This window comes from Acidovorax sp. Root70 (genome assembly GCF_001428225.1).
In the GTDB taxonomy this organism is placed as follows: domain Bacteria; phylum Pseudomonadota; class Gammaproteobacteria; order Burkholderiales; family Burkholderiaceae_C; genus Acidovorax.
Genome location: NZ_LMHQ01000028.1, coordinates 389,249 through 415,883, shown reverse-complemented (window position 1 = coordinate 415,883; position 26,635 = coordinate 389,249). Strand labels below are relative to the sequence as shown.

Below are 26,635 nucleotides of genomic sequence, written 5' to 3'. Positions count from 1 at the left end.
GGAGCGACCCACGGCAAACACCCCCCAACCCACACACAAAGGTAACCCCCATGGGCGCGCAGTGGAAAGCAAAAGGCAAGGCTCTGGTAGCCGATGCCAAGGGCAAGCTGTTTGGCAAGCTGGTCAAGGAAATCACCGTGGCCGCACGCGGCGGCGCCGACCCCGCCAGCAACTCGCGCCTGCGTCTGGTGGTCGAGCAGGCCCGCAAGGCATCGATGCCCAAGGACACGCTGGAGCGTGCCATCAAGAAGGGCTCGGGCACCGGGGCCGACGCCGTGAACTACGAGCGCGTGATCTATGAAGGATATGCACCGCATCAGGTGGCGGTGATGGTCGAATGCCTCACCGACAACGTCAAACGCACTGCGCCTGAGATGCGCGTGCTGTTTCGCAAGGGCCAGTTGGGCACGTCGGGCTCGGTGGCCTGGGATTTCGACCACGTCGGCATGATCGAGGCCGAGCCTGCCGTGGCAGGCGCTGATCCGGAAGAAGCCGCCATTGAAGCGGGCGCGCAAGACTGCGAGCCAGGCGACGAAGAGGGCACCACCACCTTCTGGACCGACCCGGCTGAACTGGACCTGGTGAGCCGTGCGCTGCCCGCCCACGGTTTCAACGTGCTGTCGGTCAAGCTGGGCTACAAGCCCAAGAACCCGGTCAACCCTGCCAACCTCACGGCCGAGCAGCTCGAAGAGGTGGAAACTTTCCTGGCCGCCATCGACGGCAACGACGACGTGCAGAACGTGTTTGTGAGCCTAGGCGGCTGATGCACGGCCGTAGGCCTCTCAGGCCTGCGCCATCGCCATCGGCTTTCACACCACCCACTTTTTCATGACTGCAGACCACTACGCCGCCCTGGGGCTGGCGGCCAATGCGTCGCTGGCCGACGTCAAGAAGGCCTTTCGGCAGAAGGCTTCGTTCTACCACCCCGACCGCAACGACGCGCCGGACGCTGCCCAGCGTTTTGCTCAGGTGCAGAAGGCCTACGAGGTGCTGTCGGACGACGACGCCCGCCAAGCCTACGACGACAACCGCCGCCGCAATCTGCTGGACGACCCGCTGCAGACCGCGCAAGAGATCTGGCAGGCCTACAGCGCGCGCATTCTTTCTTCTTCCTCTTCTCCCCTGTGAAACTTTCTCCTTACTTTCATGACCTGCGCTCTGCCTACCAGGCCGAGCTGGACGACCTGGTGTCCGACTCCGAAGGCAACGATGTCCTGCGCAAGCGCCTGGCTGAGAAGCGCAATGAAATCGCCTTTCTGGTGCAGATGATGGAGCTGGCCCCCGAGATGGTGGCTGTGGTGTTTCACCGGGGCTTTCGTTTTACCAAGCCTGCTGCAGTCGAGCACCTGCTGGGCCTGCCGGTGGACGCCTTGCCCGACTGGCACAGCCTGGCACATGCCGTGGCGCTGGAGCCCTGGGCGCAAAGCCTGGCGCAGACCGTACTGCGCGAGCCCCAGGGCGCGCGTTTTCTGGCGGTGGCCGCCGGGCTGGAATACCTGCAGCAGCACGCCCGCATGGCCCCCGCCGCCTCGCATGGCGAGGTCGATGCCGAGGACGACGGTGAAGACGCCGCCGAACACGACGACGACTACAACGCCTTGAGCGCCGACGACGCGGTGGACCCGCACAACAGCCGTACGCGCGAAGAGTCCAGCGCCAACTGGCTGGCCGATGTGGGCTTTGAGCGCAAGGAATGACGACCATGAGCAGCAGCAACCAACACCTGGCCCTGATCACCAAGACCACCAGCCTGATTGCGGCCGGTGACATCGTGGGCGCCGAATCGGCCCTGGCCGAGCTGGCCGACACCGACGGCGACAACGCGCTGATGGTGGTGCTGGACCAGCTCGCGCCCAAGGACATCCTGGCCGTGATGCGCGAGTACGACGATTCCAAGGCGTCCGTGGTCAACATGCTGGTCACGCCCGAGCAGTTTGCGCGTGCCATGGTGCTGGAGAAGCAGTACAAGGACCTCACCCACACGCACCTGCGCAACATGGTCAACGCCGTGGTCTTCCGCGACGATGCAGACCCGGTGGAGTTCCTCACCGCCATTGGCGACCTGGAGGGCGGTGCCGAGGCCCTGGCCAACTACTTTGCCGAAAAGTGGAGCCGCATCGAAGCCTTTGCCCGCACCGGCACCTTTGACGCGACCGAAGACTACGGCGTCACGCTGAGCGACGACGAGCTGCTGGCCTCGGGCTATGTGCAGCCGCGCATCGATCAGGACGAGGTGGCGGACCGCGACTGGATGCAGATGGCCTGGCTGCTTCGCTATGAATGCCGCGACCTGTTCATCGAAATGCTGCTAGTGCTGCGCGCCAAAGCACGCGCCTTTGACCTGGGCCTGGAAGAGGGCGACGAGACCCCCGCCGAGGAAGACGATGGCAAGTTCGAGACCAGCGAAACCGACCGCGGCAAGGCCACGCCCGCCGCACGTGCTTCTGACGAAGAATCTGCTATCTAGAGAACAACCCCTGAGGCGCTGCGCGCCTTCCCCCTTCTCTCGAATCACTGCGTGATTCGGGAAGAGGGACACCGCCCTCGCTGCGGGGCGGCCCTTGCTCGGCGGTCCTGGCCCGGGGCCGCGCCAGTTGCAAAGAGCATGAGCAACGCTATGGATTACCTGCATGACCTCGCCCCCTACGACTGCTTCTGATTCGCCAGCGGGCGCCAATGCCCTGCAACTCCACGACGCCCGCCCCTTCTTTGAAAAGGCGCTGGTCTACGGCGTGCAGCATGGCCTTATCAATACGGACAGGTTGGCAGCCATCAACACCGATGCGCCCAAGGGCATGGTGCAGATTGCGCGCTACTTTGGCAGCGAGTTTTTGCGGCCCGAGCTGGAGAAGGCGCGGGACCGCATGGTCAACCTGATCAGCCTGTACTTGCTGGAGACCACGGACGGTGACCTGGCCAAGGCGGCCGTCTCGTTGCGCGACAACTCCTTTCTGTCGCGCTCCAAGGGCGGGTCGGACATGCTCAAGCGGCTGATCGCCATGCCCGAGAGCAGCAACTTCGGCATGGCGGGGTATGCCGATGCCGAGACCTCACTGCTGGCCGCGTGGTCGCTGCGCACCCACGCGGACTACCGCGCAGAGTTGGCCCGGCGCAGCCATATCGCCCAGGCGATTGCCGCCGCCGAATGGCTGGCCGCGCAGTACGACCTGGACACCGACGAACTGGAAACCGCCGGTGCCGACGCCGAGGCCGTGATCCGTACCGGGCTGCTGATGCAGGCGCTAGACCCCAAGGCCATGGCGGCGGGTGAGTGGCCCAGCGCCCCGGCGTTTGAAAAGCTGGTGACCGCCCTGCGCAAACAGAAGGCGCCTCTGCCGACGGCACTGCGCTTGCCTGCTGGCGTGCCCGCAGAGCTGCGCGATGTGCTGCAAGCCCAATGCGCTGCGGTACTGGCCGACCTGCCCAAGCTGCTGCAATCCGCTGCGCCCCTGCGTACCCTGTTGCGCCCCATGGGGGCCTTTCGGGCGCGGTACTTCCTGCTGGACGACCCGCTGGCCGAAGTGGACAGCTTTCACCGCAGCCTGGACGTATTGGAGGAAGACGATGAACCTCCGCAGCCCGCCAGCAAGACCTGGACGAAGGCGACAGCAGGCAACGAGGACGAGCACTCCCTGCTCACGCTGTTCCTGTGCCTGGCCGCTGGCGCACCCAAGAAAACGCTGCTGACCGAGAAAGCCGCCGCCAGCCTGGTGCGCAAGATCCGCAAGTCCGGTCTGCAGCCCGAGCTGGCGGCCGATTTCATCCGCAGCCATGCGGCAGCGGCCTTCCAGCAGGACTATCTGGCCCTGTGGTCCGGTTTTGTACAAGACGCACAAGCCACGCTGGCCAGCGACCGCGACTACCAGATGCACGATGCACTGGCGCTGCTGCGGCGCGAATGCCACGTGGTGAGTTGATGCGGCGTCCTGCCGGCGCAGCCCAGGCGCTTTGGTTCAAGGCTGCCGAAATTCCGACAGCACCAACGTCGTGTTGTCGATGGGGTTGGTGCCGACCCTGAAAGGCTCTGACCGGCCGGACCGTTGTGCGCCGCTGGTTTCCGTGTACTCCAAGGTATAGGTGCCAGGCGTCACGCGTTCCAGTGTCAAGCCACTTTGTGGCGCCAGATAGATCTGGCGCAGCAGATCGCAAGGCTCTGCGCCAGCGGTGCACACGCGCGCCCACAGGCCCTCGGGCGTGGGGTTTCTCAGCAGCACCATGCCCACGCCACCCGACGCCCCCCAGGGTTGGCCAGGCAAACTTTCGGTAGAGGTGGGCCACTGGCCCTTGGGGTTGGAGGGCGACTTGCCGTAGGGGTAGGGCAGGGTGTTGTGGGCCTGGGGCCGCTCGGTTTTGGTAGGCATCACGGCATGCGCGGGTGTGCGCACCGACGACTTGGGAGGCGGCCCCCAGAGCACGTACCCGACCATGGTGATTACCAGCGAACCGATGGCAACCAGGGTGCAGAACGCGTGGATCGACATCCAGTGGCGCGTTTCGTCTTCAGTGGGAAGTCTGGACAGCCACTCATCCACCACGTCCCGCCCCGTGAGCAGATACAGCATCCAGGCCAGGGCAGTCACCGACCAGATGATGGCCAGCGTAGTGGGTTGGGCCACCTCGTAGTACACGCCCATGAGCAGCAGCTTGGGGAGCATGAACACCAGCTCGCCCAGCGCCGCCTCAGCATGGGCTTGCGGGCTGAACAGCAAGACCGTCCAGCACACGGTGACGGCCAAGGCTCTGGTGGCGGCGTGCGCAGGGCGTGTCTGAGTCATCATGACGGACTGGATTCCTGATCTTGGTACTGGTTATTTTTGGGGTGCGCCTTGGCTGTGCGGACTACAGCCTAGCCACTGCGACATCACAAACCGGGCTTGCTGCGCGCCGCGATCTCCACCGCGCCGCAGGGTCTCTCGGTTACCATTGTTCACGCTGATAACGACCCAACCTTCGCCCGGCTTGCATAGCGGCCATGCATGGCGCGATAAAGTCGCCTTGTCGGCACCACACCTGCCCCGCCTCTTCCCCACAGTGCACAGCCCCACCCTCGTCATCGTAGCGGCCATTCTTGCAGCGCTGGTTACCACCGTGTTGTCTGCCGTGTGGTTCTTCAACAGGAACATCCCGGGGCTGCGGTTGTGGACGCTGGCATTGTTCTGCACCACGGTGTTCTGCATGAACCTGATGCTGCGGAACCACATGCCGCAGTTGCCTTCCGTGTTGTTGGCGCAGGGCTCCATCGCAATGACGGCCTACCTGTGCCTGCTGGGCGCGCGTGAATACACGGGGCGGGCCCCCCTGCACCACGGGGTGGCTGCGGGTGCCCTGGTGTTGCTGCTGACGACGGTGGCATATTTCACCGTGGTGCAGCCCAATCTGGAAGTGCGTTTTGTGTTGTCGGGCCTGGTGCCTGGCGTGTGCTTCCTGTTCGCCGCGCGCACCATGGCACGGGGCGGCTTTCGCAAGGTGCCAGCACGGTACCTGTTTGCAGGCACGGTGGGCGTGCATGGCGTGTTCTTGCTGGTGCGGCCCATGCTGTTCAAGCTGGCCACGCCCCAGGAGTTGTCGCAACCCGAAGCGGGCATGGTGGCTGCGCTGTCGCAGTTTGTGGTCCTGGAGTCCACCATCGCTCTGGTGCTGGTGGCGTTTGGTGCGTTGATGCTCACCAATGAGTTCATCACCAACGAACTGCGCCACCTGGCCGAGGTGGACCCGCTGACCAATGTGTTCAACCGCCGCGCCTTTCTGACCCTGCTGGACAAGGCCATCAGCAACGCCCAGCGCACGCAGACGACGCTGCCGGTGCTGGTCATGGACCTGGACCACTTCAAGAAGGTCAACGACAGCTGGGGCCACCGCGCAGGCGACGATGTACTGCGGCATTTTGTGATGCTGGCCCAACGCTGTCTGCGCAAGGAGGACGTGATGGGCCGCCTGGGGGGCGAGGAGTTCGCCATCTTCCTGCCCAATGCGGTGGGCAGTGGGGCCATTGCCGTGGCCGAGCGCCTGCGTGCCCTGGTGGAGGCACACCCGGTGGTCACCGAGCAGCGCACCATCGCACTCACCGTGAGCATTGGCGTCACTTTGTGCTCGGGCAGTGAGGCGGCGGACACGGCCTTGCAGCGCGCGGACGAAACCATGTACCGGGCCAAGGAGCGCGGCCGCAACCGCGTGGAAATGACTGCCGTCCCGACCACCCCCGTCACCCCTGCCGCCCCCGCTGCGCCTGTCACGACAACGACCCTGGTGGCGTAGGGCTGCCGCTGCGCTTCACATCGCGGGCTGTGTCGGCTGCCCGACCCTGCGGCTGGCCGCCAGGGGCCACAAAGCGGTATCTGCGCGGCACAATTGCCGCATTCACCGCCCTACGGCAAAGCGAGCAAGCAACTCCATGGCAGTCCCCCCACCTTCTGGCGCACCTGGTGCCTCACCGTCCGCGGCAACCCCCGCAGTCACCGGCCCCACAGATGCCCGCCTTGCGCCCGCTGGGCCGCCCGCAGCGTCTGGTCGCCGGGCGTTTCTGGCCGCTGGTGCCGGGGCGGCCCTGGCTGCGGCTGGCGCAGCCGGCTATTTTCTGCACCGACCGGGCAACGACAGACAACTGGTGTTCGCCACCCTGCACGATGCGATGCGCGAGGCAGAGCGGCTGAACGCGGCTGCCGTCCACGCGCTGGAGCCTGCCACGGCCTGGACCTGGGCGCAGACGCTGGTGCATTGCGCACAGAGCATCGAGTATTCGCTGCAGGGTTTTCCGTCGCCCAAGTCAGCGCTGTTCCAGAACACGCTGGGGACTGCGGCTTTCCAGGTGTTTGCGCTGCGTGGCCGCATGAGCCACAACCTGGCCGAGCCCATTCCGGGCGCCCCCGCGCTCGATGCGCCGACCACGGATGCATCGGTTGCCATGGCACGCCTGCGCCAGGCGGTGCAGGGCTTTGCCATCCACACCGACGCACTGCAGCCCCACTTTGCCTACGGCGCCTTGACCCGGCCGCAGTACGAGCAAGCGCATGCCATGCACCTGGCCAACCATCTGTCGGCCTTTGATGGACGCGGCTAGATCAGGCTCTGACAGCTGACACTTGCCCCTCTGAATCCGCAGGGAGAGCCTTGCGTATCAGGCGGAGGCTCCACGCAATTGCAGCCAAATTGATGCAAGTCAAGTGAGGTGGCTGACCGCACGCAGCCAATGCAGGCCCTGCGCTTACGATGCTTTTTGAGGTGAGGCGCCTTCGCTGACGTGACGGCGAATGCGCTCCTGCCTCCGCACCAAAGAGGATCAGAGCCATGGGCAGCAAGTGGAAAATTTATGCGGCCGTCGCAGCGCTGTTGTTGCTGGGCACCGCGCTGGTCGTGCGGTGGGCGCCCTGGCAGTCCAGGGGGCCGGGCCCGGGCTTTGTGAGCGGCAACGGCCGCATCGAGGCCACCGAGATCGCCGTGGCCACCAAGCTCGCGGGCCGGGTGCAGGACATCCTGGTGGCCGAGGGCGATTTCGTGAAGGCCGGGCAGCCCGTTGCCCGCATGCAGATCGACGGCCTGCAAGCCCAGCGCGAAGAGGCCGTGGCCCGGCTGCAGCAGGCGCAGCTGGCCATCAGCAGCGCGCAGGTACAGGTGGCCCAGCGCGAAAGCGACTACCAGGCTGCATTGGCGGTCGTGGCCCAGCGCGAGAGCGACCTCGACACTGCCCGCCGCCGCCTGCCACGCTCTGAGCAGCTGGCGCGCGAAGGTTTTTTCTCCAGCCAGTTGCTTGACGACGACCGCGCCAAGGTGCGCAGCCAGCAGGCCGCTGTGACGGCTGCCCAGGCCCAGGCCAAGGCCGCGCAGGCTGGTATTGGCGCATCGCGCACGCAGGTGACCAGCGCCGAAGCCAACGTGCGCGCGCTGGAGGCCACGCTGGCCCGCATCGATGTGGAGCTGGCCGACAGCGAGCTCAAGGCCCCGCGCGACGGGCGGGTGCAGTTCCGCGTGGTGCAGCCCGGCGAGGTGGTGGGCGCAGGCGCGCGCGTGCTGCAGCTGGTGGACCTGACCGATGTGTACATGACCTTCTTTCTGCCCGAAACCGTGGCGGGCCGCGTGGCGCTGGGCAGTGACGTGCGCATCGTGCTCGATGCCGCGCCGGGCTTTGTGATCCCGGCCACCGTGTCGTTTGTGGCCAGCACCGCGCAGTTCACGCCCAAGACGGTGGAGACCGCCAGTGAGCGCCAGAAGCTCATGTTCCGCGTGCGGGCCCAGATCGATAAGGCGCTACTGCTGCGCCACCAGGAGCAGGTCAAGACCGGTCTGCCCGGCGTGGCGTGGCTGCGGGTGGACCCTGCGGTGGAATGGCCCGCCAACCTCGCCGTCAAGGCCGACCAGTGAGCCTCCCCAGCAGCGTGTCACCCGTGGCCCGCCTGCGTGGCGTAGGCCAGCGCTACGGGCGCACGGTGGCGCTCGATGGCATCGACCTGGAGGTGGCTGCCGGCCGCATGGTGGGCCTGATCGGGCCGGACGGCGTGGGCAAGTCCAGCCTGCTGGCGCTGGTGGCGGGCGCCCGCGCGGTGCAGCAGGGCACGGTGGAGGTGCTGGGCGGCGACATGGCCAAAAGCCGCCACCGCAGCCGCGTGTGCCCGCGCATCGCCTACATGCCGCAGGGCCTGGGCAAGAACCTGTACCCCACGCTGTCGGTGGAAGAGAACCTGCAGTTCTTTGGCCGCCTGTTCGGCCACGGCGCGGCCGAGCGGCGGCGCCGCATCGATGAACTCACGCGCAGTACCGGCCTGCACCCGTTCCTAGCGCGGCCCGCGGGCAAGCTCTCGGGCGGCATGAAGCAGAAGCTGGCCCTTTGCTGCGCGCTCATCCACGACCCCGACCTGCTCATTCTGGACGAGCCCACCACCGGCGTGGACCCACTGGCACGCGCGCAGTTCTGGGATCTGATCGGCCGCATCCGCGCCGCGCGGCCCTGCATGAGCGTGATCGTGGCCACGGCCTACATGGAGGAAGCCCAGCGCTTTGAATGGTTGGTGGCCATGGACGAGGGGCACATTCTGGCCACAGGCACCCCCGCCGAGCTGATGGCCCGCGCCGGCCACGATTCGCTGGAGCAGGCCTTTGTGGCACTGCTGCCCGAGGCCAAGCGCCGGGGCCACCAGGCGGTGCAGATCCCGCCGCTGGACCGGTCGCAGGCAGACGACGCCACCAACGTTGCCATCGAGGCGCGCGACCTCACCATGCGCTTTGGCGACTTCGTGGCGGTGGACCATGTGAGCTTTCGCATCCAGCGGGGCGAGATCTTTGGCTTCTTGGGCAGCAACGGCTGCGGCAAGTCCACCACCATGAAGATGCTCACCGGCCTGCTGCCCGCCAGCGACGGGCAGGCCTGGCTGTTCGGCCAGCCGGTGGACCCCAAGGACATGGCCACGCGGCGGCGCGTGGGATACATGTCGCAGGCGTTTTCGCTGTACAGCGAGCTGTCGGTAGAACAGAACCTGGTGCTGCATGCCCGTCTGTTCCACGTGCCCGAGGCCGAGGTGCCAGGGCGCGTTACGGCCATGTTGGAGCGCTTTGACCTGCAGGCCGTGCGCGGGTCCATGCCCATGAAGCTGCCGCTGGGCATGCGCCAGCGCCTGTCGCTGGCCGTGGCCATGGTGCACCAGCCCGAGCTGCTGATTCTGGACGAGCCCACCTCGGGCGTGGACCCGATGGCGCGCGACAACTTCTGGCGCCTGATGGTGGAGCTGGCGCGGCGCGACAAGGTCACCATCTTCATCTCCACCCACTTCATGAACGAGGCCGAGCGCTGCGACCGCATCTCGCTGATGCACGCAGGGCGCGTGCTGGAAAGCGCAGCGCCGCAGGATATCGTGGCAAAGCGCGGTGCCACCACGCTGGAAGAAGCCTTCATCGGCTACCTGGAAGATGCTGCGGGCACGGCCCCAGCCCCTGTGCCTGTGGAGGCTGCGGAGCCCGCTGCGCTATCGCCCGTGCTTGTTCCCGACGCCCCCACCTGGCCCACCCGCCTGCGCCAGAGCCTGGCCCGCATCCACAGCACTCAGTGGCGCGAATCGCTGGAGCTGCGCCGCGACCCGGTGCGCGGCGCCATGGCGCTGCTGGGCTCGCTGATCCTGATGTTCGTGATGGGCTATGGCATCAGCATGGACGTGGAGAACCTGCGCTTTGCCGTGCTGGACCGCGACCAGACCGCACTGAGCCGGGCCTACACGCTGAACCTGGCGGGCTCGCGCTACTTCTCCGAGCAGCCGCCCATCACCACCTACACCGAGCTGGACGCGCGCATGCGGTCCGCCGAGATATCGCTGGCGCTAGAGATCCCGCCTGGCTTTGCACGCGATGTGGCACGCGGCCAGCCGGTGCAGATCGGCGCGTGGGTGGATGGCGCCATGCCCCAGCGCGCCGAGACCGTCATCGGCTACGCCCAGGGCCTGCACCAGCAGTGGCTGGTGGAGCAAAGCCGCAGCCGCACAGGCACGGTGCCCCGGGGCCTGCTGGAGGTGGAGCCGCGCTACCGCTACAACCCCGACGTGCGCAGCCTGCCGTCCATGGTGCCTGCCGTGATCCCGCTGCTGTTACTCATGCTGCCCGCCATGCTCACGGCCCTGGCCGTGGTGCGCGAGAAAGAGCTGGGCTCCATCATCAACCTGTATGTGACGCCCACCACGCGCACCGAATTCATGCTGGGCAAGCAGCTGCCTTATGTGCTGCTGGCGCTGTTCAACTTTGGTCTCATGTGCCTGGCGGCCGTGACGGTGTTTGGAGTGCCCATCACCGGCAGCTTTGCCACGCTCACGCTGGGGGCCGTGCTGTTCAGCCTGTGCTCCACGGGCATGGGGCTGCTGGCCTCCACCGTCACTCGTAGCCAGATCGCTGCCATGTTCTTCGTCATGGTGGGCACGCTCATCCCGGCGGTGCAGTTTGCGGGGCTCATCAACCCGGTGTCGTCCATGACCGGCTTTGCGCGCTGGGTGGGCGAGGTCTATCCGGCCAGCCACATGTTCACCATCAGCCGGGGCGTGTTCAACAAGGCGCTCGCTTTGCAAGACCTGCAGGCGGAGTTCTGGCCCATGCTGGTGGCGGTGCCGGTCATCGTCGGCGCTGCGATCTTGCTGCTACGCAAGCAGGAGACCTGACATGGCGCTGCGTGGCCGTTGGTCGAACATTTTCAGGTTAGGCATCAAGGAGCTGTGGAGCCTGTGGCGCGACCCGGCCATGCTGTTCCTCATCGTCTACACCACCACGCTGGCGGTGTACTCGGCGGGCATGGCACAGCCCGAGACGCTGTACCACGTGCCGATTGCCATCGTGGATGAGGACGACTCGGCCTTGTCCCAGCGCATCGCCACCGCGTTCTACGCACCCCAGTTCACACGCCCCGCCATGATCAGCATGCGCGAGGTGGACCCGGGCCTGGATGCAGGCCGCTTCACGCTGGTGCTGCACATCCCCGCGCATTTCCAGCGCGATGTGCTGGCCGGCCGGGTGCCCCAAGTGCAGCTCAACATCGACGCCACCCGCATGGGACAGGCGTTTGCGGCCAACGGGGCGGTGCAGCAGATCGTGCAGCTGGAGGCGGCCGAGTTTGTGCAGCGCGACCGTACCGTGGCCGCGCAGCCCATTGAGCTCACCGTGCGCTCGCGCTTCAACCCGGCGCTGAACCCCGCGTGGTTCGGGTCGCTCATGGAGCTGATCAACATCGTGACCATGCTCTCCATCATCCTCACGGGCGCCGCGCTGATCCGCGAGCGCGAGCACGGCACGGTGGAGCATCTGCTGGTGATGCCCGTCACCCCCGGCGAGATCATGCTGGCCAAGGTCTGGGCCATGGCGCTGGTGGTGCTGGTTGCCACGTGGATTTCGCTCACGGCCGTGATCCGCTGGGCGATTGGTGTGCCCATCGAGGGTTCGGTGCCGCTGTTTCTGCTGGGGGCCACGCTGCACCTGTTTGCCACCACGTCCATGGGCATCTTCATGGCCACAGTGGCGCGCAGCATGCCGCAGTTTGGCTTGCTGATGGTGCTGGTGATGATGCCGCTGCAGATGCTGTCTGGCGGCGTCACCCCGCGCGAGAGCATGCCGCTGTGGGTGCAGTACGGCATGGCGCTGGCGCCCACCACGCACTTCACCGAGCTGGCCCAGGCCATCCTCTACCGGGGTGCGGGCTGGGCTGTCGTGTGGCCGTCGCTGGTGTGGCTGTTGGGCATTGGGGCGGTGCTGTTCAGCCTGGCGCTGGCGCGGTTTCGCAAGACGATTGCGCGCATGGCGTGAACGGGCGCTTATGTTTTTATAGCTTCCAGCGCCCGCTGAATAAGCACAGGAGCCCGATTTGATCCAAATTTTTCAGGATTCACTGCTCGGGTTGGCTCAGGTCGTGGCGATGCGCAAGATGTCGGGTTACGCCCTGCGGACTAGCCTGACCTACGGGCCGTTTTTTGCCTCGCGCAGGGCTGCGCCGGCAGTCAGCTCGGCTCTTTACGGCACAGGCAATAGATGAACTTCTGAACGGTGCCGAACGGCGTGTGATGCTCCTCCCGCTCCTGCTGCAGCAGGGTGAACGGCGCCCCGAATTCTCTATGCAGACCGTCTGCGCTATAGCGCATGACGGGTAACCCGCTGCACTTCTCTGGACCGTCTTCGGCGAAAGTCGCCACGATCACATGACCGCCCGGCTTGACCGCCCGCAGGACGGCGTTGACGTAGGCTTCACGCTCATCGCGCGCCGTAAGGAAGTGGAAGACGGCCCGGTCGTGCCAGACATCGTAAGCATGGCGTGGAAGCTCGACCTTCGTAATGTCGCCAACCAGCCAACTCACGCCGGCTGCTCGCTCGCCCAGCCTAGCCCTCGAAGCCGCTAGCGCGGTCTCTGACAGGTCCAGGACACTGACGTGCCGATAGCCGTTGGCGAGCAGATCGTCGACCAAGGTCGAGGCGCCGCCGCCGACGTCGATGATGCTTGCCTCCTTGGGCACACCAGTGCGCGAAATAAGCTCGATCGATTGGCGCGCGTGCTCCTGAAACCAACTGACGCCGTCCTCGGACTTCGTCGTGTAGACCTGTTCCCAATGTTGCTTTGTTTGCATCGGAGCCTCTTGATATCGGTTTACAGCGGGTTGGCGGGTCAGTTTACCGTAGCAGTCTGATTACGTGGGAGCAGTCAAGTGCGGGGACCAAACGCTTATTGCGCCTTCGCCAACCTTGTTGTGGAGCTGCAGCCCACTACAAAAAACTCACGCTCCCCGGCCGTCCCGGTAGGTGCAGTTCGGCCACAGGCTTGGGCTGGCTGGCCACCCGCTCGCCACGTCGCCACACCCCCAGCCGCGCCGCGCGCAAGCGGATCGCGTCCACTGGGTTGCTCGCATGCATCAGCACCAGGTCGGCATGGCAGCCGGGGGCAATGCCGTAGCCCTCTAGCCCCAGCAGCCGCGCGGGGTTCACCGTCACCGCATCAAAACACTGCCGCATCGCCGCCTGGCTGGTCATCTGGCCTACATGCAGGCCCATGTGCGCAGCCTCCAGCATGTCGGCGCTGCCGCCGCTGTACCACGGGTCCAGCACGCAGTCGTGGCCAAACGCCACCGTCAGGCCAGCGGCCATCAGTTCGGGCACGCGGGTCATGCCCCGGCGCTTGGGGTAGGTGTCGTGGCGGCCCTGCAGCGTGATGTTGATGAGCGGGTTGGCCACCACGCCCAGGTCGGCCTCGGCCATCAGCGCCATCAGCTTGCTCACGTAGTAGTTGTCCATGCTGTGCATGGAGGTGAGGTGCGAGCCCGTCACGCGGCCGTGCAGGCCCAAGCGCTGGGTTTCGTACGCCAGGGTTTCGACGTGGCGCGAGTGCGGGTCGTCGGATTCGTCGCAGTGCATGTCCACGCGCTTGCCGCGCTCGGCGGCCAGCTCGCAGAGGATCTTCACGCTCTCGGCCCCCTGGGCCATGGTGCGTTCGAAGTGCGGAATGCCGCCCACTACGTCCACGCCCATATCGAGCGCACGTTTCAGGTTGGCCAGCCCGCCGGGCGCACGCAGCACACCGTCCTGCGGAAAGGCCACTAGTTGCAGATCCAGGTAGGGCGCAACGCGCTGCTTCACGTCCAGCAGCGCCTCCACCGGCAGCAGGCTGGGGTGGCTGGTGTCCACATGGCTGCGGATGGCCAGCAGCCCGCGCGCCACGGCCATGTCGCAATACTGCAGCGCACGCTGCACGATGGCTTCGTGGGTGAGCGTGGGCTTGAGCTCGCCCCACAGCGCAATGCCCTCCAGCAGCGTACCGCTCTCGTTCACGCGCGGCTGGCCGTAGCTCAGGGTCGAGTCCATGTGGAAATGCGCGTCCACAAACGGAGGGCTCACCAGCAGGCCACCCGCATCCACCGCTTCATGCGCAGGGGCTTGCAGGCCTTCGGTCACTTCGGTGATTCGACCGCCGTGCACGGCAATCGACATGTTTTGGCGGCCGTCGGGCAGGCTGGCGTGGGTAATGAGCAGGTCGAGCATGGTGGGAGAGTTTAGAGATTCGTTGGGACGTGCAGGCACACTGCGGGGTCTCACTCAGAAAAGGAAAGGGTCATGCATGAACGCACATGAAAAGCTGAACTACGTCGAATTTGCCGCGCGCGATTTGCCTGCCACGAAGTCGTTCTTTGAAAAGGCCTTTGCATGGGCTTTTGTGGACTACGGCCCGGAGTACACGGCCTTCTCGGGCCAGGGGCTGGACGGTGGATTCTTTCAGGCCAGCCTGTGTTCTACCCCAGCTACTGGCGGCGCCTTGCTGGTGTTCTACAGCGCAGACCTTGAAGCCACATTGGCCAAAGTAGAGAAGGCGGGTGGCTGCATCGTCAAGCCGGTGTTCGACTTTCCGGGCGGGCGGCGCTTTCACTTCACCGAGCCCAGCGGCAACGAGTTTGCGGTGTGGTCGGATCAGAAGGTGTGAGTGAATCCGGCGTGGGCGAGCGGGCCGCACAAACGTGTCCCATCAAGGCGCAAAGCGCAGCCATAGCTTTGGCTATGGCGAGCATTTGCAACGCCGATGGGGCGCGTTTTTGCGGAGCGAGCGGGCATGGCGGGTTCATTCGCACCTTCTCATCGCTCCCCCTTGCGGTAAGGCTTCATCAACGCCTGTGGATACGCCGCCTTGCGTGCCACCAGCACCAGCGCCAGGATGGACAGCAGGTAGGGCAGCATCAAATACACCTGGTACGGCAGCCACGCATCGCCCGCCTGCTGCAGGCGTAACTGCAAGGCATCAAAAAAGGCAAACAGCAGCGCACCCAGCAGCGCCTTGCCAGGCCGCCACGATGCAAAGACCACCAGGGCCACGCAGATCCAGCCCCGACCATTGATCATGTTGAAGAAGAAGGCGTTGAACGCCGACAGGGTGAGGAACGATCCCGCCACCCCCATCAGCGCCGAGCCTGCCACGATGGAGCCCGTGCGTATAGCCGCCACCGAGATGCCCTGGCCTTCGGCGGCTTGGGGGTTCTCGCCCACCATGCGCACCGCCAGGCCCAACGGGGTGCGCAGCAGCACCCAGGCCAGCAGCGGTACCAGCAGCAGCGCTAGCAAGGTGAGCGGCGTCTGTGCCGACAGGATGGGCACGCCCAGCCATTCCATGGGCGCAAACGGTTCGATGGTGGGCGGCGTGTTCACCTTGGGAAAACTCACCCGATACCCGTAATAGCTGAGCGCCGTGGCCAGCAGCGTGATGCCCAGGCCCGACACATGCTGCGACAGCGCCAGCCCCACGGTGAGCCACGCGTGCAGCAAGCCCAACACCGCACCGGTGAGCGCTGCCACCAGCACCCCTGTCCACAGTCCATGCCCCGCATACACCGTGAGCCAACCGGTGAAGGCACCTGCCACCATGATCCCTTCAATGCCCAGGTTCAGCACGCCAGCACGCTCGCACAGCAGCACGCCCAATGTGCCCAGGATGAGCGGGGTGGCCACGCGCAGGGTGGCAATCCAGAACGCGGGGTTGGCGAGGATGTCGAGCAGTTCGGTCATACGGCTGCTCCGTGGAATTTTGCTTCTGTTTCGATAGCTGCTAGCGCATGATTCACTAGCGCTACAGGCCGATTTGGCTTGAAATTGCAGTGTGTACGGCTTGTCATGGCTGCCTCACTTCCAACGCACGCGGTACTGCGTCAGCAGCCCGGCCACCAGCACAGCAATCAACGACGTCGCCACGATCACATCCGCAATGTAGGTAGGCACGCCCACCGCGCGGCTCATGCTGTCGGCCCCCACCAGGACGCCCGCCACAAAGGTGCCCGCTGCAATCACGCCCAGCGGGTGCAACCCGGCCAACATGGCGATCACGATGCCGCTGTAGCCGTAGCCGGGCGACATGTCCAGCGTCACGTAGCTGGTGCGGCCCGCCACCTCTATGGCGCCCGCCAGCCCCGCCAGTCCACCGGACAGCAGTGCGACCAGCACGACCGTGCGGGTGATAGGCACGCCCGCAAACGCGGCAGCGCGTGCTTTGGCCCCGGCAGCCCGAATGTCAAACCCCGGTACCGTGCGCGCCAGCAGCGCCCACAGCATCACTGCCAGCGACACGGCCCACAGCAGTCCCGTGTGCAGCCGCGTCTGCGGCACCAGCTTGGAGAGTTCCAGATCACCCTGTAGCGCCACACTCTGCGGCCAACCCATGGAGAGCGGGTCTTTCATCGGGCCATCCAGCAGCGCAGACACCAGCAGCAGCATGATGAAGTTGAGCAGCAGCGTGGTGACGACCTCGTCAACCCCCAGCCGCGCCTTCATCAGCGCCGGGCCCAGCAGCAGTACCGCGCCCGCCAGCGCGGCCGCCAGCATCATCAGGGGGAAGAGCACATACGGCGACCATTCCAGCCCCGTGCCGCCATGCATGCCGCCCACGGCCACGGCGGCCAGCGCCCCGGCATAGAGCTGCCCCTCGGCCCCGATGTTGAACAGCCGCGCTCGGAAGGCCACGGCGGCTGCCAGCCCGGTCAGGATCAGCGGCGTGGCGCGGGTGAGGGTTTCGGTCAGTGCGAATACCGAGCCGAACGCGCCTTGCAGCAGCAGTGCATAGGTCTGGCCCACGGGCGCGCCGGCCCACAGCACCAGCAGGGCGCTTACGAGCAATGTGAACACCACGGCGCCCACCGGCGCCAGCACGTAGGCGGCGGGGGAGGTGTGGTTGCGTTTTTCGAGTCTCATGGGTTTTTCTTTTTGTCGCTCAGTGAGTTGCACCGGCCATGGCCAGGCCGATGGCTTTGCGCGTCCAGTCTTCTGCGGGTCGCGCCTCGCTCAGTTGTCCGTCGTGCATCACCGCCACGCGGTCGCCCAGCGCTAGCACTTCGTCCAAGTCGTCAGAAATCAGCAGCACCGCCGTCCCGGCATCGCGCGCGTTGATGAGTTGCTGCTGCACAAACATCACCGCGCCAATGTCAAGCCCCCAGGTGGGCTGGTGGGCCACGATGAGCTGGGGCGCGGGGGCCGAGTTACCCGCCGCGTCCTGTGGCGGCATCAGCGCCCGTCCCAGGATGAGCTTTTGCATGTTGCCGCCCGAGAGCGACCGCGCAGGCGCGTCAGCCCCGCCGCCGCGCACGTCAAAGGTCTCGGCCACACGTTGCGCATGCTGGCGTGCGGCGCGGCGCTTGACCCAGAAGGCGCGGAACCACGGATGTGCAAACCAGGGGCCGCGCAGGCGTTCGGCCACAGCGTTCTCCCACACGGGCAGGTCACCCACCACGCCCACGGCGTGGCGGTCTTCGGGGATGCGGGCCACGCCCTGGCTGACCAGCCAGGCAGGCCGGGCTTGCAGCGGCGCGCCGCGCAGCGTGACCTGGCCCGTGGAGGCGCTGCGCACGCCGCACAGTAGGTCGGCCAGCGCGACCTGGCCGTTGCCGCTGACGCCTGCAATCGCCACGATCTCGCCTGCGCGCAGGGTGAGAGACACATCATTCAGCCGGTCGCGCCCCGTGGGGGCGGTGCTCACGTTGGTCAGGGTGCAGAGGGGATCGCCCACGTTCTTGGCGGGTCGGCGCTCGGCCGCTTCGATCGCATGGCCCACCATCCATTGCGCCAGCTGCCCTTGTGTGGTGCCCTGCGCAGGCGCCTCGGCCGCCAGTTGGCCCTGGCGCAGCACGGCCACGCGGTGCGATACGCGCAGCACCTCGCCCAGCTTGTGGCTGATGAAGATGATGGACAGGCCCTGCGCCACCATCTGCGCCAGGGTGTCGAACAGCGCCTCGCTCTCCTGCGGGGTGAGCACGGCGGTGGGTTCGTCCAGGATGAGAATGCGGGCGCCCCGGTACAGCGCCTTCAAAATTTCGACCCGCTGGCGTTCACCCACTGAGAGGCAGCCCACGCGGGCATCGGGGCTGACGGGCAGGCCAAACTGCTGTGACACCGCCAGCAGCTTGGCCCGCGCCTCGCTGCGGCGCGAGAAGGGCTGCCACAGCGGCTCGCTGCCCAGCAGCACGTTGTCCAGCACCGTGAGGTTGTCGGCCAGCGTGAAATGCTGGTGCACCATGCCAATGCCCGCCGCCAGCGCCGCACGCGGCTGGCCGGGGGGCAGGGGTTGGCCAAAGACTTCGATGCTGCCCTCGTCGGCCACGTAGTGCCCGAACAGGATGGACATGAGCGTGGACTTGCCCGCGCCGTTTTCGCCCAGCAGGGCCAGCACTTCGCCGCGCGCGAGGGTCAGGCTGATGTTGTCGTTGGCGACGAGCTTGCCGAAGCGTTTGGTGATGCCCGACAGGCGCAGGACGGGGGCGGTGGGGGAGTCCATCTACTTCCAGGCCGCCAGAAACGCCCGCAACACTTTGGCTGAGTTGGTGGCCGCCAGGCCCATGAAGGTGCCCATTTCGTTCTCACCCTCGCCGCCACCGGCCAGATCACTCAGCGACCGGAAGGCGATGTAGGGCACGCCATTGCTGTGCGCCACCATAGCGGTGGCGGCGGTTTCCATGTCGAGCACGTTGGCCTCGAAGGTCTTGAAAGCGTATTCGCGGAAGACCTTGTTGTCTACAAACGCTTGGCCGGATACGCCGTTGCCGCCCACCACCAGTTGCGGGCGCTGCTTGAGGCAGGTGGCGGCCAGACAATGCTCCAGACCCACGTTCTGCAGGTTGCGGGCGGTGGCCAGCATCTTGGGGTCGGCTTCAAACCAGAACTTTTTGGAGAGTTGGGGCTGAGCGGTCGAGCGCACTTCCACGGGGCGCGGGTGCATCATGCCGAAGGCGGGCAGCGTCAGCTCGCTTTTCATCCAGGCGGGGGCGCTGTATTGGCCGGGCTGGTCTTCGCGCGCCATCAGCCATTCCATGTACTGGCCCCACTGCGCGGGCACCGTGACGTCGCCAATGTGCAGGCTGGGGTTCACTCCGCCCGCAATGCCGCTGAACACCACGTGGCTCACGTTGAAGCGGTCCAGCACCAGCTGCGTGTTCATGGCCGCGTTGGTCATGCTGATGCCCGACAGGAACACCACCACGGGCTTGCCTTCCAGCGTGCCGGTAGTGAACTCCACGCCGTTGATGCTGTGCTGGGCGGGCTGCTGCACCTGGGGCAGCAGTACGGTCAGCTCGGGCGCAAAGGCGGAGATGACGGCGATGCGCGGGGTGTCGTCCAGCCGGACCGCCGTCTTGCCTGCGGGGCTGGAGGCACAACCGGCCATAGCACCAGCCAATGCCAGCGCTCCCAGCAGTCGGGTGAAATGAGAGACGATGGAGTGGCGCAATGGGGTGGGTAAGGAGTTGGTCATGGACATGCCAGGCAGCGACAGAGACGGGTGGGTAAAAACAACGAAAAGGGCCACCGCAGTGCGTGGTGGCCCAGGTATTTATCCACTTTGGTTCGCATTGATGGTGCGGAGTGGCTGACAAAGCTCAGCGCAGCGGTTCTGGCTAGGCGCTGTGTCGCAGGCAGTACTGCAAGTACGACAAGACGCAGCAACAACGCCAGAAGAGTTTTGTCATCCACTCCCCTTACTTGGCCGTGGACTTGGGCTGGCTGTCGTCTACCTTGACGGTGAACTTGCCGGCCAGGATGTCGGTCTCCTTGGCCTTGACCTTGGCGACGATGTCGGCAGGCACCTTTTTCTCGAACGTGCCCAGGGGCGCGAGTTCAGAGCCCTTGTGCTTCATCATCGAGTACGGGCCGTAGTCCTCGGCGGTGAACTTGCCGTCTTTGACCAGCTTGAGGGCACGCTCGATGCTGGGCTCCATGTGCCACAGGGCCGATGCGACCACGGTGTCGGGGTACTGCTCTTGCGTGTTGATCACGTTGCCGATGGCGAGCTTGCCTTTTTCCTTGGCGGCGTCGCTCACACCGAAGCGCTCGGCATAGAGCACGTCGGCGCCCTTGTCGATCGTGGCGAAGGTGGCTTCCTTGGCCTTGGGGGGGTCAAACCAGCTGTTGATGAAGGTGATGGTGAACTCGACCTTGGGGTTGGTCTCTTTGGCGCCCGCCATGAAGGCGTGCATCAGGCGGTTGACCTCGGGGATGGGGAAGCCGCCCACCATGCCGATCTTGTTGGTTTTGGTCATGCCGCCAGCGACCATGCCGCTGAGGTAGGCGGGCTCCTGGATGTAGTTGTCGAACACGCTGAAGTTGGGCGCCTGCGGCTTGCCGGAGGAGCCGAGCAGGAAGGACGTCTTGGGGAAGTCCTTGGCCACCTTGCGGGCGGCGGCTTCCACCGCAAAGGCTTCGCCCAGGATGAGTTGGTTGCCGCCGGTGGCGTACTCGCGCATCACGCGTTCGTAGTCGGCGTTGCTGACGTTTTCGCTGGCCTTGTATTCGATCTCGCCGCGCGCTTCGGCGGCCTTCAGGGCCTTGTGGATGCGGCTGACCCATTGCTGTTCAAAAGGCACCGTGTAGATCGCCGCGACCTTGAGCTTGGACTGTGCCAGGGCCAGAGAGGGCGCCATCGCCATGGCGGCCGAGAGGGCCATGGAGGTGCAGAGCAGGCGTCCGGTAAAGATGCGGCGAGTGGTCATGGTGGGGTTCCTTCAGACAAGCGAACAAGGGGTTGAAGATGCCTTGGTGTAGCAAGGAGCGCGCCAGTCGGGCCCCAGGCTGCGGCAAACCGCTGGCAAGTCTGCCAGAGGAAAGCCACCAAGTGGTAAAAAATTGGCGGACAGAGGCGAGCGGCCATGAAAAAAGCCACCGCCGGGCGCAGGCGCCTCGGGGTGGCTGGTGCAGGCCGCAGGGGCCGTGCGCTTATTTGGTGCCAAAAATGCGGTCGCCCGCATCGCCCAGACCCGGCAGGATGTAGCCGTGGTCGTTCAGCTCGCGGTCGATGGCGGCGGTGAAGATCGGCACGTCAGGGTGCGCCTTTTGCAGCGTGGCCACGCCTTCGGGGGCGGCCAGCAGGCAGACGAACTTGATGGAGCGGGGGTTGAGCTTCTTGAGGCGGTCCACACAGGCGGCCGCCGAGTTGCCCGTGGCGAGCATGGGATCTACCACGATGATGTCGCGCTCGTCCATTTCGGAAGGCATCTTGAAGTAGTACTCCACGGGCTGCAGCGTGGCCGGGTCGCGGTACAGGCCGATGTGGCCCACACGCGCGCCGGGCACCACGTTGAGCATGCCGTCCAGAAAGCCGTTGCCCGCGCGCAGGATGGAGACCAGCACCAGCTTCTTGCCGTCGATCATCTTGCCGGTCATGGTTTCCAGCGGGGTTTCGATCTGCACGTCCTGCAGTGGCATGTCGCGGGTCACTTCGTACGCCATCAGCGTGGACAGCTCGCCCAGCAGGCGGCGAAAGCTGTTGGTGCTGGCGTCTTTCTTGCGCATCAGCGTGAGCTTGTGCTGGACGAGGGGGTGGGTGATGACGGTGACGTTGCTCATGGGGAACCTGAAAGGAGGAGGGCAGAGGCCTCGGTGCCGATGCACCGGCGCGCTCTACCGCGCGATGATTGAAAAAGTGGGGGCTAGTCTGCCAGAAACCGCGCCAGCCGCGACAAATCGACGTTGCCGCCGCTGATGAGGATGCCGACGCGCGCGCCATGGATGTCCACGTTGCCATGCTGGGCCCCGGCGAAGGCCAGGGCGCCTGTGGGCTCGACCACGATCTTCATGCGCTCGGCAAAAAAGCGCAGGGACTCCACCAGTTGTTCGTCGGTGACCGTGACCATATCGTCCGCCAGGCGCTGGATGATGGGGAAGGTGAGCTGGCCCAGCGCCTGGGTTTGTGCGCCGTCGGCAATGGTGTGGGGCGTGGGGATCTGCACCACATGCCCGGCTTTGATCGACTGCTGGCCGTCATTGCCCGCTGCAGGCTCCACACCCACCACCCGGCATTGCGGTGCCAGGGCCTCGGCGGCGAGCAGGCTACCGGCCAGGAGGCCGCCGCCGCCCACGCAGACGAAGAGGTAGTCCAGGTTGGGCACTTCTTCAAAAAACTCTTTGGCCGCCGTGCCTTGGCCCGCAATGACATGGGGGTGGTCGAACGGGGGCACCAGCGTCATGCCACGCTCCAGCGCCAGGCGGCGGCTGATGGCTTCGCGGTCTTCGGTGTAGCGGTTGTAGGTGACGACCTGCGCGCCGTACTCGCGGGTGGCGGCCATCTTGGAGGCGGGGGCATCCTCGGGCATGACGATGGCGGCGGGCATGTCCAGCAGCCGCGCCGACAGTGCTATCGCCTGGGCGTGGTTGCCGGCCGAGAAGGCCAGCACGCCGCGTTCGCGCTGCTTGTCGGTGAACTGCGCCAGGGCATTGAACGCACCCCGGAACTTGAAGGCGCCGGTGCGTTGCAGGTTCTCGCACTTGAAGAACAGCTGCGCGCCCAGCCGCTCATCGGCGGTGCTGGAGCGCAGCACGGGCGTGTGGTGCGCCATGCCCTTGAGCCGGTGCGCGGCAGCGGCCACATCGTCGTAGGTGGGTGGGGTCAGGCTGGGCAGCGTCATGGTGGCGGCATCCTTGTGGACAGGGCTGGAGGACGGCTATACCTAGCCCAATCCTTGAGGCCTGATGATAGCCCTTTGCCCCGCCATTTCAAGCAAAAGAGCCTGCAAGCGCTAGTGCCGCATGCCTGGGTAGCTATACATTTTGATGCAGCGCGTGCCGTGCGCGCCCCATCAGCCGGGCCGCATGGCGCGGCCCGGTGGCGGTCAACCCAGTTCGCTGAACCGCTGCAGCGGTGTGAGTGCCGGGAACTCGCCCGCGCGCTTTTGCTTCATGGCCGTGACCGATTCACGCACATGCTGGTTGCTCCAGATGGCGCCCTGCAGCCAGCCCATCTGGCGCAGGCTGTCTTCCACGCTGTGGTCGCGCGCGTAGTTCACGGCCTGCTTGGTGCCCCAGATGGCCACCGGGGGTTTGGACGCGATCTCCTTGGCGCACTGCAGCGCAGCAGCCAGCATGGCCTCCTGCGTGTCGAACACTTCGTTGACCAGGCCGTAGTCCAGGGCCTTGGCCGCGCTCAGGCGGCGGCCGGTGTAGGCCAGTTCTTTGACCACACCCAGCGGGATGAGCTTGGGCAGGCGCTGCAGCGTGCCCACGTCGGCCACCATGCCGATGTTGATCTCCTGGATGCAGAAGAACGCATCTTGCGTGGCGTAGCGGATGCAGCCCGCCGTGACCATGTCCACCGCGCCGCCGATGCAGCCGCCGTGGATGGCCATGATGACTGGGATGCGCAGGTTGTCGATGCGGGTGAAGGTGGCCTGCATGTCGGTCAGCAGGTCGAAGATGGCGGCCCGGCCCTCGGGGCTCTGGTCGTCCATGGTGATGGCCCCGCCAAAGGTCTCCAGTGCCATGCCCGCGCTGAAATGTTTGCCGGTGCTGCTGATGACCAGCGCCCGCGCCTCGCCCGCCCGGTGCAGCTGGGCCAGCACCGTGTCCAGCTCACGCCAGAAGGTGGGGTGCATGGTGTTCATGGCCTCGGGTTTGTTCAGAACCAGATGGGCCACCTGGTCAGTGATGCTGAGGGAAAAGCAGGTGAGGGTGTTCATGGTGTGCCACTGTAGACCGGTGGGCGCAGGCCCGGTCGTCGCCTGGGTGACTGAGCTTGATTTCAGGTGATTTTGGCTGTAGGCGCCAGTGCATGCTGCCTGGGTAGCTATCAAAAAGAGAGTGAATGGGCTGGCGGTGGGCCACCGTTGGGGTCGGTAGATCAGGTGCTCAGTCCCCGCCACCACCACAACCGCCGCCGTCGCCCCCGCCATCCCCGCCCCCATCACTGCCTGCATCCGAACTCTCGGCACCGCCAAAGTCGCCCGAGCTGCCGCTGTAGCTGCCGTCTGAAAAACTGGTGCCGCAGTAGCTGTCGCCGCCACTGCCGCCGGCGTCGCTCTTGCGGGCAATGTCGGAGCAGTCGGGCACGTAGCTGAAGCCCCCGGCAATCGCGAACTTGGCGTCCAGCGCAAACAGCAGGGGCAGGCGGCTGGGCGCCTTGGGGTCGATGGACTCTTCCTTGCACACCCAGTACCAGCAGCGGCGCAGGCCGTCGTTGTGGCGCGCCTTGTGGCCCAGTGCCTCGGCGGGGGTGTGGTGCAAGAAGAAGCCGAGCGCGTTCCGGCACCACAGCTTGTAGGCCTGCGTGTGCAGGATGAATTCGTGCCACAGCGCATCGACCGCCTTGGAGGGCATGGCCACAAACTGCTGGTTGCTGCGCAGGCAGGCCATGAAGAACTGGCGCAGGCCGCGTTCGACCAGCTCACAGTCTCGGGTGCTCAGGTGGGGGTAGGTCTCGCGCAGCTTGCGCTGCAGAAAGCGGGGCAGGGGAGCCTCGCGGATATAGCGGTGGCGCACGGCATTGGTCCACTGGATCACCAGCGCCGTGAAGAGGACAGTGGCAATGAAGTACAGGACCCAGGGCCAGCGCAGGCGCCAGACGCCTGCGAAGATGCCGAGGATGGCCGCCACCCACACCCCGATTGCCAGCAGCATGACCTTGCCGCCCCAGCGCAGCAGAACGTTTTCGATACGTGTCATCGTCCCTCCTCCTTTTTGTTGTTGTGTATGGCGATTTCACGACGGCCATGTGACTGATTTGTGACGAATTGCGGGGTGTCGTCGAACGGTCACAGGCTCTGTGAGATGCGCTTTGGCAGGGGAGGCAAGCCGCAGTGGCTGGAGGGGGCGCCGGTCCATGACACCTGGCGCTGTACCAGCGATGTCAACGGCGCTTGCTGCCCCCGCCAAAGATGCCGCCCAGCACGCCCCGCAGAATCTCCTTGCCAATCGTGGTGCCCATGGTGCGCACGGCGGACTTGGCCATGGTCTGCGCCAGGCCGTCGCGTTTGCCGCCGCGCGGGCCGGTGCTGCCAAACAGCACATCGTTCAGCCCACCCAGCAGGCCGCCGCCTTCTTCGGCAGGTGTGCCTGTGGCAACTTTGCCATTGCCTCCGCCCGCCGCATTGCCAGCCTGCTCGCCGGCTTCGGCGGCGCGGCCCTTGAGCTTTTCATAGGCGGACTCGCGGTCCACCACCTTTTCGTACACGCCTGCGACCAGCGAGCTGGCCATCAGTGCCTGACGCTGCTGCGGCGTGATGGGCCCCAGCTGGCTGCCAGGGGGCAGCACGAACACGCGCTCGGTCACGCTGGGGCGGCCCTTGGCGTCCAGAAAGCTCACCAGCGCCTCGCCCACGGCCAGCTCGGTGATGGCGGTTTCAATGTCCAGCCCTGGCTTTTGCCGCATGGTGGTGGCCGTTGCCTTCACGGCCTTCTGGTCGCGCGGGGTGAAGGCGCGCAGCGCGTGCTGCACGCGGTTGCCCAGCTGCGCCAGCACGCTGTCGGGGATATCGAGCGGGTTCTGCGTGACGAAATACACGCCCACGCCCTTGGAGCGCACCAGGCGCACCACCAGCTCGATGCGCTCGATGAGCACCTTGGGGGCCTCGTTGAACAGCAAGTGGGCCTCGTCGAAGAAGAACACCAGCTTGGGCTGCTCGGGGTCGCCGATTTCGGGCAGTTGCTCGAACAGCTCGGACAGCATCCACAAGAGGAATGTGGCGTACAGGCGCGGCGAGTTCATGAGCTTGTCGGCCGCCAGGATGTTGACCACGCCGTGGCCGTCCACGGTCTGCATGAAGTCCTGGATGTTGAGCATGGGCTCGCCAAAGAACTTGTCGCCGCCTTGTTGCTCAATCTGCAGCAGCCCGCGCTGGATGGCGCCCACGCTGGCGGCGCTGACGTTGCCGTACTCGGTGGTGAACTCCTTGGCGTTGTCACCCACGTACTGCAGCATGGCGCGCAGGTCTTTCAGGTCCAGCAGCAGCAGGCCGTTGTCGTCGGCGATCTTGAACACCAGATTGAGCACGCCCAGCTGCGTTTCGTTCAGGTTGAGCATGCGGCCCAGCAGCAGCGGGCCCATGTCGGACACCGTGGCGCGCACCGGGTGGCCCTGTTCACCAAACACATCCCACAGCGTGGTGGGGCAGGCCAGGGGCGTGGGCAGGTCCAGGCCCCGCTCCTTGAGCACGGCCGCCAGCTTGTCGCCGATCTTGCCGGGCTGGCTGGCGCCGGTCAGGTCGCCCTTCACGTCGGCCATGAACACCGGCACGCCAATGCGCGAGAAGTTTTCGGCCAGCGTCTGCAGGGTCACGGTCTTGCCCGTGCCGGTGGCGCCGGTGATGAGCCCGTGCCGGTTGGCCAGCCCCGGCAGCAGGTGGCATTCGATGGTGTCGTGCTTGGCAATCAGCAGGGGTTCGGCCATTTAGGGTTTCCTCGGAGATCGGTGGCGGGC

Annotated in this window: 24 protein-coding genes; 11 read left to right on the top strand and 13 right to left on the bottom strand. The window is 65.8% G+C overall.

The features are described 5' to 3' along the window. Positions 1-50 precede the first annotated feature (50 nt). The 5 genes from ASD94_RS16490 (at position 51) to ASD94_RS16470 (ending at position 3,917) form a co-directional block, all read left to right on the top strand. Positions 51-764 (top strand): YebC/PmpR family DNA-binding transcriptional regulator, encoded by a 714-nt coding sequence (locus ASD94_RS16490; protein WP_056644978.1) that lies wholly within the window; start codon positions 51-53, stop codon positions 762-764. A gap of 64 nt (positions 765-828) precedes the next feature. Next, positions 829-1,128, top strand: coding sequence for a DnaJ domain-containing protein (locus tag ASD94_RS16485; protein ID WP_056644975.1), 300 nt, complete (start codon positions 829-831; stop codon positions 1,126-1,128). Continuing rightward, entirely contained in the window at positions 1,125-1,697 is a 573-nt protein-coding gene (locus tag ASD94_RS16480; RefSeq protein WP_056644973.1) for a hypothetical protein, read from the top strand. Before ASD94_RS16485 ends, ASD94_RS16480 begins: the two co-directional genes overlap by 4 nt. Positions 1,698-1,702: 5 nt before the next feature. Beyond that, positions 1,703-2,467: a hypothetical protein gene (locus tag ASD94_RS16475; protein ID WP_056645116.1), complete on the top strand. Its 765-nt coding sequence runs from the start codon at positions 1,703-1,705 to the stop codon at positions 2,465-2,467. A gap of 163 nt (positions 2,468-2,630) precedes the next feature. Further along, a complete protein-coding gene (locus tag ASD94_RS16470; RefSeq protein ID WP_056644970.1) occupies positions 2,631-3,917 on the top strand; it encodes a hypothetical protein in 1,287 nt (428 codons plus the stop codon). 36 nt (positions 3,918-3,953) lie between these two features. Here the strand turns inward: ASD94_RS16470 and ASD94_RS16465 are convergent, their stop codons facing one another. Then, entirely contained in the window at positions 3,954-4,778 is an 825-nt protein-coding gene (locus tag ASD94_RS16465) for a hypothetical protein (RefSeq protein ID WP_056644967.1), read from the bottom strand. A 253-nt stretch (positions 4,779-5,031) separates the two neighbouring features. Between ASD94_RS16465 and ASD94_RS16460 the strand changes: the two genes are divergently transcribed. The 5 genes from ASD94_RS16460 (at position 5,032) to ASD94_RS16440 (ending at position 12,258) form a co-directional block, all read left to right on the top strand. Further along, the gene (locus ASD94_RS16460) at positions 5,032-6,255 is read left to right on the top strand and encodes a GGDEF domain-containing protein (RefSeq protein WP_056645114.1); all 1,224 of its coding nucleotides are present in this window, start codon (positions 5,032-5,034) and stop codon (positions 6,253-6,255) included. 349 nt (positions 6,256-6,604) lie between these two features. After that, positions 6,605-7,057: a DUF1569 domain-containing protein gene (locus ASD94_RS24110; protein ID WP_233247194.1), complete on the top strand. Its 453-nt coding sequence runs from the start codon at positions 6,605-6,607 to the stop codon at positions 7,055-7,057. A 227-nt stretch (positions 7,058-7,284) separates the two neighbouring features. After that, positions 7,285-8,355, top strand: coding sequence for an HlyD family secretion protein (locus ASD94_RS16450; protein WP_108625631.1), 1,071 nt, complete (start codon positions 7,285-7,287; stop codon positions 8,353-8,355). Further along, entirely contained in the window at positions 8,352-11,123 is a 2,772-nt protein-coding gene (gene rbbA, locus ASD94_RS16445) for a ribosome-associated ATPase/putative transporter RbbA (protein ID WP_235510685.1), read from the top strand. Before ASD94_RS16450 ends, rbbA begins: the two co-directional genes overlap by 4 nt. Before the next feature lies 1 nt (position 11,124). Further along, the gene (locus ASD94_RS16440) at positions 11,125-12,258 is read left to right on the top strand and encodes an ABC transporter permease (protein WP_056644955.1); all 1,134 of its coding nucleotides are present in this window, start codon (positions 11,125-11,127) and stop codon (positions 12,256-12,258) included. A gap of 191 nt (positions 12,259-12,449) precedes the next feature. On the opposite strand, the gene ASD94_RS16435 is transcribed toward ASD94_RS16440, so the two are convergent. Further along, the gene (locus tag ASD94_RS16435) at positions 12,450-13,070 is read right to left on the bottom strand and encodes a class I SAM-dependent methyltransferase (protein WP_056644951.1); all 621 of its coding nucleotides are present in this window, start codon (positions 13,068-13,070) and stop codon (positions 12,450-12,452) included. A 136-nt stretch (positions 13,071-13,206) separates the two neighbouring features. Continuing rightward, complete coding sequence (locus tag ASD94_RS16430) at positions 13,207-14,475, bottom strand: amidohydrolase family protein (RefSeq protein ID WP_056644948.1); 1,269 nt, start codon at positions 14,473-14,475, stop codon at positions 13,207-13,209. 76 nt (positions 14,476-14,551) lie between these two features. Here ASD94_RS16430 and ASD94_RS16425 point away from each other — a divergent pair, with 76 nt between their 5' ends. Next, entirely contained in the window at positions 14,552-14,911 is a 360-nt protein-coding gene (locus ASD94_RS16425) for a VOC family protein (protein ID WP_056644945.1), read from the top strand. Positions 14,912-15,060: 149 nt separating this feature from the next. On the opposite strand, the gene ASD94_RS16420 is transcribed toward ASD94_RS16425, so the two are convergent. The 10 genes from ASD94_RS16420 to ASD94_RS16375 form a co-directional block, all read right to left on the bottom strand. Then, positions 15,061-15,984, bottom strand: coding sequence for an ABC transporter permease (locus ASD94_RS16420; protein WP_056644941.1), 924 nt, complete (start codon positions 15,982-15,984; stop codon positions 15,061-15,063). A 114-nt stretch (positions 15,985-16,098) separates the two neighbouring features. After that, complete coding sequence (locus ASD94_RS16415; RefSeq protein WP_056644938.1) at positions 16,099-17,160, bottom strand: ABC transporter permease; 1,062 nt, start codon at positions 17,158-17,160, stop codon at positions 16,099-16,101. Between the two features lie 19 nt (positions 17,161-17,179). Further along, the gene (locus ASD94_RS16410) at positions 17,180-18,736 is read right to left on the bottom strand and encodes an ABC transporter ATP-binding protein (RefSeq protein ID WP_056644936.1); all 1,557 of its coding nucleotides are present in this window, start codon (positions 18,734-18,736) and stop codon (positions 17,180-17,182) included. Then, positions 18,737-19,708, bottom strand: coding sequence for a 5'-methylthioadenosine/S-adenosylhomocysteine nucleosidase (locus tag ASD94_RS16405; RefSeq protein ID WP_056644934.1), 972 nt, complete (start codon positions 19,706-19,708; stop codon positions 18,737-18,739). It lies immediately after the preceding gene. Between the two features lie 223 nt (positions 19,709-19,931). Beyond that, on the bottom strand, positions 19,932-20,942 hold the full coding sequence (locus tag ASD94_RS16400) for a BMP family protein (protein WP_056644932.1): 1,011 nt from the start codon (positions 20,940-20,942) through the stop codon (positions 19,932-19,934). A 223-nt stretch (positions 20,943-21,165) separates the two neighbouring features. Continuing rightward, positions 21,166-21,795: a uracil phosphoribosyltransferase gene (gene upp / locus ASD94_RS16395; RefSeq protein WP_056062295.1), complete on the bottom strand. Its 630-nt coding sequence runs from the start codon at positions 21,793-21,795 to the stop codon at positions 21,166-21,168. Positions 21,796-21,878: 83 nt separating this feature from the next. Next, positions 21,879-22,853 (bottom strand): threo-3-hydroxy-L-aspartate ammonia-lyase, encoded by a 975-nt coding sequence (locus ASD94_RS16390; RefSeq protein ID WP_056644930.1) that lies wholly within the window; start codon positions 22,851-22,853, stop codon positions 21,879-21,881. 204 nt (positions 22,854-23,057) lie between these two features. Then, positions 23,058-23,900 (bottom strand): enoyl-CoA hydratase-related protein, encoded by an 843-nt coding sequence (locus tag ASD94_RS16385; RefSeq protein ID WP_056644928.1) that lies wholly within the window; start codon positions 23,898-23,900, stop codon positions 23,058-23,060. 169 nt (positions 23,901-24,069) lie between these two features. Next, complete coding sequence (locus ASD94_RS16380) at positions 24,070-24,882, bottom strand: hypothetical protein (RefSeq protein WP_056644925.1); 813 nt, start codon at positions 24,880-24,882, stop codon at positions 24,070-24,072. A gap of 184 nt (positions 24,883-25,066) precedes the next feature. Beyond that, positions 25,067-26,605 carry a helicase HerA-like domain-containing protein gene (locus tag ASD94_RS16375; protein ID WP_056644922.1) on the bottom strand — a complete coding sequence of 513 codons (1,539 nt, stop codon included), beginning with the start codon at positions 26,603-26,605 and terminating at the stop codon, positions 25,067-25,069. Positions 26,606-26,635 lie beyond the last annotated feature (30 nt).

Excerpts from the sequence above, each read along its gene's own strand:
- ASD94_RS16490 (WP_056644978.1), top strand. The coding sequence starts at position 51 with ATGGGCGCGCAGTGGAAAGCAAAAGGCAAGGCTCTGGTAGCCGATGCC.
- ASD94_RS16485 (WP_056644975.1), top strand. The coding sequence starts at position 829 with ATGACTGCAGACCACTACGCCGCCCTGGGGCTGGCGGCCAATGCGTCG.
- ASD94_RS16475 (WP_056645116.1), top strand. The coding sequence starts at position 1,703 with ATGAGCAGCAGCAACCAACACCTGGCCCTGATCACCAAGACCACCAGC.
- ASD94_RS16470 (WP_056644970.1), top strand. The coding sequence starts at position 2,631 with ATGACCTCGCCCCCTACGACTGCTTCTGATTCGCCAGCGGGCGCCAAT.
- ASD94_RS16465 (WP_056644967.1), bottom strand. The coding sequence starts at position 4,778 with ATGATGACTCAGACACGCCCTGCGCACGCCGCCACCAGAGCCTTGGCC.
- ASD94_RS16450 (WP_108625631.1), top strand. The coding sequence starts at position 7,285 with ATGGGCAGCAAGTGGAAAATTTATGCGGCCGTCGCAGCGCTGTTGTTG.
- ASD94_RS16440 (WP_056644955.1), top strand. The coding sequence starts at position 11,125 with ATGGCGCTGCGTGGCCGTTGGTCGAACATTTTCAGGTTAGGCATCAAG.
- ASD94_RS16435 (WP_056644951.1), bottom strand. The coding sequence starts at position 13,070 with ATGCAAACAAAGCAACATTGGGAACAGGTCTACACGACGAAGTCCGAG.
- ASD94_RS16430 (WP_056644948.1), bottom strand. The coding sequence starts at position 14,475 with ATGCTCGACCTGCTCATTACCCACGCCAGCCTGCCCGACGGCCGCCAA.
- ASD94_RS16425 (WP_056644945.1), top strand. The coding sequence starts at position 14,552 with ATGAACGCACATGAAAAGCTGAACTACGTCGAATTTGCCGCGCGCGAT.
- ASD94_RS16420 (WP_056644941.1), bottom strand. The coding sequence starts at position 15,984 with ATGACCGAACTGCTCGACATCCTCGCCAACCCCGCGTTCTGGATTGCC.
- ASD94_RS16415 (WP_056644938.1), bottom strand. The coding sequence starts at position 17,160 with ATGAGACTCGAAAAACGCAACCACACCTCCCCCGCCGCCTACGTGCTG.
- ASD94_RS16410 (WP_056644936.1), bottom strand. The coding sequence starts at position 18,736 with ATGGACTCCCCCACCGCCCCCGTCCTGCGCCTGTCGGGCATCACCAAA.
- ASD94_RS16405 (WP_056644934.1), bottom strand. The coding sequence starts at position 19,708 with ATGACCAACTCCTTACCCACCCCATTGCGCCACTCCATCGTCTCTCAT.
- ASD94_RS16400 (WP_056644932.1), bottom strand. The coding sequence starts at position 20,942 with ATGACCACTCGCCGCATCTTTACCGGACGCCTGCTCTGCACCTCCATG.
- upp (WP_056062295.1), bottom strand. The coding sequence starts at position 21,795 with ATGAGCAACGTCACCGTCATCACCCACCCCCTCGTCCAGCACAAGCTC.
- ASD94_RS16390 (WP_056644930.1), bottom strand. The coding sequence starts at position 22,853 with ATGACGCTGCCCAGCCTGACCCCACCCACCTACGACGATGTGGCCGCT.
- ASD94_RS16385 (WP_056644928.1), bottom strand. The coding sequence starts at position 23,900 with ATGAACACCCTCACCTGCTTTTCCCTCAGCATCACTGACCAGGTGGCC.
- ASD94_RS16380 (WP_056644925.1), bottom strand. The coding sequence starts at position 24,882 with ATGACACGTATCGAAAACGTTCTGCTGCGCTGGGGCGGCAAGGTCATG.
- ASD94_RS16375 (WP_056644922.1), bottom strand. The coding sequence starts at position 26,605 with ATGGCCGAACCCCTGCTGATTGCCAAGCACGACACCATCGAATGCCAC.